The sequence below is a fragment of the Acinetobacter sp. UBA2063 genome (assembly GCF_002333245.1).
Taxonomy (GTDB): Bacteria; Pseudomonadota; Gammaproteobacteria; order Pseudomonadales; family Moraxellaceae; genus Acinetobacter; species Acinetobacter parvus.
In genome coordinates this window covers 1-3,269 of the sequence record NZ_DDAH01000147.1, presented here as the reverse complement: position 1 = coordinate 3,269, position 3,269 = coordinate 1, and the positions used below count along the sequence as shown (strand labels likewise).

The following is a 3,269-nucleotide window of genomic DNA, read 5'->3' as shown; positions in this document are numbered from 1 at the left end:
ATGGATGATTAATCATCCATTTTTTATATCAGTTTAAAAATTTTGCAATTGTTCCACATAATAAAATCGCTGTAGCACCCAGTTCAACAATAATTAAACTTAACATCATTAACGTCATGCACCAGGCTGGAATGGCCCGCTGCCCTAATTGATGGGGCTGTTTAAACTGATTGGTGGTGTCTTTCAACAATCCATGAATGATATAGGTCAGAATGGACATCGCAAAGAAGAATAGGTTTGCAATCACACAAGCTAAAGTCCACATATCAGACAAAACTGTAAAATAGCTCAATGCAGCCAAGATTAAACTGGCGGCGGCATAAAGCAGACTGCTTCGATGAGCAATATCTACATAGTAATGTGCCCGTGCAAGCTCCGTTTTTCTAATTTGATAATATTTCCATACTCCTGTTAGCATCCCCACCCAAAGAAAAATTCCACTAAATATAATCGACAGTTCAGTCGCTTGAGTTAAAACAAACATCCGCTATCCTGTAAATCAGCTTCCTATTAGGGTTTTATATTACATAATAATTGACTTTTAAGTCATTTTTCAAACGAGTTTCTTTTTAGAACTTGTGTAAAGTAGAAATATGCAAATACAAGAGTAGCTCGCTCATGAATAGCCCTGAATCATTTTGGATCAGTTGTAAAGATGGTTATCAACTTGCAGCTCAATTTTATCCTGCACAAAATGATAAACAGCAATATCCCATTCTCATTTGTCCTGCGACAGGGATTACTAAAACCTTTTACCACCCTTTTGCAGAGTGGTTGAGTCAGCAAGGCTATGATGTCCTAAGTTTTGATTTTCGTGGTATTGGTCAATCTCTACATGGAGCACTTAAAGATTCAACAGCCAGTATCAATGATTGGGGACTACTTGATATTCCAGCGGCAGTTGATGCTTTGCTGAATCGAACCCAGGCAGAAAAAGTCATTATTATTGGGCATAGTGCTGGTGGTCAGCTTCTTGGCGTTAATCCCAATTATAGTAAAGTTGCCAAAGTTCTGGCAATTGCTGGCTCAACAGGCCACGTAAAAGGCTTAAAAGGCAAAACCAAGCTGCTCGCCCCTATCATGTTTAATGTTATTTTTCCTATTTCCAGCTTTTTCAAAGGCTATGGCGCAACCCAGTTTATCGGTATGGGGGAAAACTTGCCAAAAAATGTGGCAAGGCAATGGGCAGAATTCTGTAGCAAACCTGGCTATGTGATGAATGCGATTGGGAAAAGCATTTTTGATGACTATCATCAGGAAATTCAATGCCCTATTACTTCTTTTTGGGCCTCAGATGATGAAATTGCAACACAGGCAAATGTTGAGGATTTACTGCGTCTTTATCCCAATGCAAAAACCAGGCTCATCGAACTTGACCCTAGGAAACATGGCTATAAACAGATTGGACACATGCTGATGTTTAAAAAATCCCATCAGAAACTATGGCCAGTTTTGGAAAATGAGTTAAAAAACTTGAATTAACAACACTCTTTACCTCAACAATATATACACTTTTACGCATCTAAACTTGTAATCCTGTTTAGATGCGTCTTTTTCTCTTTCATCTCTGTACACGACAAATTTCACAGAACTCTTATCCTATACCTATTTTCTTAATAAAAAATAATGCAATCTGCAAAACAAGACAATATATCACTTTTACTTATATATATTTTCATTAAAAACCATTGCAATTATTCAGTTTTACTTCAATTTTTTGATTTACTCACCTTATACTAAGTTCGGTTGTAATGTCGTGAGAGTAATATGCAAAAGGATCTTGAGATCGAGGCAATGAGAGAGTCTGCCGACTCAATTGTAAATGTGCTGAAGTCTCTGGCAAATACGGATCGTTTAATCATCTTGTGCCACTTGGCCAAGCAGGAACTGAATGTTTCCCAGATTGAAGTGCTTACTCACATTTTCCAACCAACACTTTCCCAACAGTTAATGATGCTCAGAAAAAGTAAGGTTGTTACGACACGTCGTGAAGGCAAACAAATTTTTTACTCAATTAGTGACCCTAAACTACAGGTCGTTTTAAAGACCCTATACGAAAACTACTGTCCAAATATATAAACCTTTTGCTTAAATAAGCAATTGCTACTGAATCGCTTTAGCTTTTTTTATTAATAATATATATTTATATATAATATAAATTATTTATGCATAAAACGGTTCAACCTGAATATGTCCATCTTTCCTGCACTGAAATGGCTAAAGACTTATCACCCTAGGCACTTTAAGGCTGATGTAGTTGCTGCATTAATTGTACTTGCAATGTTGGTTCCCCAAGGAATGGCCTATGCCATGCTTGCAGGGCTTCCACCAGTGATGGGTATCTATGCCAGTATTCTACCCATGATCATCTATGCCTTTACAGGCAGTAGCACCACACTGTCGATTGGTCCTGTTGCCATCATCTCTATGATGGTTTTTTCAGCGCTTCAACCTCTTTTTGCCGTTGGCTCTACCGCCTATATTGAAGCTGCCTGTCTCCTGGCGATTATGGTCGGAATTATTTCACTGATTTTAGGCCTGTTCCGTTTTGGCTTCCTGATCCAGCTCATTAGCCATCCCGTTATCAAAAGCTTTATTATTGCATCTGCATTATTAATCGCTTTGGGACAATTTAAGTTTCTACTCGACATTCCATTACAGACCAACAATATTCCAGAGTTTATTGGAAGTTTGGTCAATAACTTCCATCACATCAGTTTTCTAAGTGTAGGCGTGAGTTTAGCGGCAATCACCATACTGGTTTTTCTGCCTAAATGGGTGCGATCAGATTTTTTAAATAAGACCATTCCGCTGTTATTGGTTTTAAGTTCAATTATTGTTGTGTATGCATTCAGTCTGGATCAACATGGGCTGAAAACTGTTGGGATCATTCCCACAGGTCTACCCAGTTTCCATTTTCCGACATGGAATTTTGATCTGGTTCAGAAACTGCTTCCCAGCGCATTTATTATTGCGATGATTAGTTTTGTTGAGTCACTGGCGATTGCGCAGGCCACCGCATTGCAAAAGCGTGATGACCTCAATAGTAATCAGGAGCTGATCGCTCTAGGCTTGGCCAATATTGCGGCAGGGATAAATATGGGATTTGCAGTTTCAGGAAGTTTGTCCCGTACGGTTGTCAATAGTGATGCAGGTGCAAAAACACCTATGTCTGGGGTCATGTCCTCATTATTGATGATTGCGGTCAGCCTTTATTTCACCAGTTTTTTTCAAAATCTGCCGCTAACAATTCTGGCTGCCACGATTTT

At 38.8% G+C, this 3,269-nt stretch carries 4 protein-coding genes; 3 read left to right on the top strand and 1 reads right to left on the bottom strand.

Translation table 11 applies throughout. The annotated features are described in order from the left end of the window. Positions 1-28: 28 nt before the first annotated feature. A complete protein-coding gene (locus B4H32_RS06670; protein WP_004680925.1) occupies positions 29-484 on the bottom strand; it encodes a hypothetical protein in 456 nt (151 codons plus the stop codon). 134 nt (positions 485-618) lie between these two features. Here B4H32_RS06670 and B4H32_RS06665 point away from each other — a divergent pair, with 134 nt between their 5' ends. The 3 genes from B4H32_RS06665 to B4H32_RS06655 all read left to right on the top strand — a co-directional run. Then, a complete protein-coding gene (locus B4H32_RS06665; RefSeq protein ID WP_004769238.1) occupies positions 619-1,482 on the top strand; it encodes an alpha/beta fold hydrolase in 864 nt (287 codons plus the stop codon). Positions 1,483-1,767: 285 nt separating this feature from the next. Then, positions 1,768-2,079 (top strand): ArsR/SmtB family transcription factor, encoded by a 312-nt coding sequence (locus B4H32_RS06660; RefSeq protein WP_004680927.1) that lies wholly within the window; start codon positions 1,768-1,770, stop codon positions 2,077-2,079. A 90-nt stretch (positions 2,080-2,169) separates the two neighbouring features. After that, positions 2,170-3,269: SulP family inorganic anion transporter (locus tag B4H32_RS06655; RefSeq protein ID WP_286800973.1), on the top strand; the 1,100-nt coding region annotated here is incomplete at its 3' end.